1 protein-coding gene is annotated in these 1013 nt (G+C 73.1%); it reads left to right on the top strand.

The annotated features are described in order from the left end of the window. The first annotated feature begins 110 nt into the window (after positions 1-110). Positions 111-992 carry an AraC family transcriptional regulator gene (locus tag ABD308_RS05930; protein ID WP_344328034.1) on the top strand — a complete coding sequence of 294 codons (882 nt, stop codon included), beginning with the start codon at positions 111-113 and terminating at the stop codon, positions 990-992. Positions 993-1013 lie beyond the last annotated feature (21 nt).

Genomic DNA, 1013 nt, shown 5'->3' with positions numbered 1-1013 from the left:
GACCCCGCGCCGGCCACCCGACCGGAGCGGGCACGGGATGTCGGGTCCGGGCGGTGGGCCCCGCCTACGGTGAGGAGCGTCAGAAGAAGGAAGGACGGGGGCGGGAACCGATGCTGGACCGGCTGAACCAGGCCATGGAGTACGCCGAGGAGCACCTCGACGGGACGGTCGACCCGGCCGAACTGGCGCGGATCGCGACCACCTCGGAGTACCACTTCCGGCGGCTGTTCTCGGCGCTCGCCGGGATGCCGCTGTCGGAGTACCTGCGCCGCCGCCGGCTCACCCTGGCCGGGGCGGAGGTGCTGGCCGGGGAGCGGACGCTGCTCGACGTCGCGGTCCGCTACGGCTACGGCTCGGGCGAGGCGTTCGCCCGGGCGTTCCGGGCGATGCACGGGGTCGGCCCCGGCGAGGCCCGGCGCTCCGGCACGGTGCTGGTCTCCCAGCCCCGGATGTCCTTCCGGCTCGTCGTCGAAGGGAGCAGCAGCATGGAGTACCGCATCGTCGAGAGGCCGGCGTTCCGGGTCGTGGGCCGGCGGGCGCGGGTCCCCCTGGTCCACGAGGGGGTCAACCCGGCGATGGCCGAGTTCATCAGGGGCCTCGGCCGGGAGACGATCGACCGGATCGCGGCCCTCTCGGAGCAGGAGCCGGCCGGGATCGTCTCGGTCACCGAGTTCTTCTCGGACAACCGGGAGGAGGGCGTCCCGCTGGACTACTACCACGCGGTGGTGACCGGGACCGACGCCGAGGTGCCCGAGGACCTGGACGTGCGCGAGATCCCGGCCGGGACCTGGGCGGTCTTCGCCAACACCGGGCCGTACCCCCGCGCCCTGCAGGAACTGTGGCGGGACATTTTCACCCAGTGGTTCCCGTCCAACCCGTACGAGTTCCGGCTCGGCCCGGAGATGCTCCGGGTGAACGTCCGCCCGGACGGTGAGGAGGCCGACGCCGAGCTCTGGATACCTGTGGTCCGGGGCGGCGCCCGTTCGGCGTAGCAGGAACCCCCTCCCGACGGG

Source organism: Kitasatospora putterlickiae, from assembly GCF_039527695.1.
In the GTDB taxonomy this organism is placed as follows: Bacteria; Actinomycetota; Actinomycetes; order Streptomycetales; family Streptomycetaceae; genus Kitasatospora; species Kitasatospora putterlickiae.
Note: the sequence above shows the minus strand (reverse complement) of the source record. Positions and strands in the feature narration are given on the sequence as shown.

Excerpts from the sequence above, each read along its gene's own strand:
- ABD308_RS05930 (WP_344328034.1), top strand. The coding sequence starts at position 111 with ATGCTGGACCGGCTGAACCAGGCCATGGAGTACGCCGAGGAGCACCTC.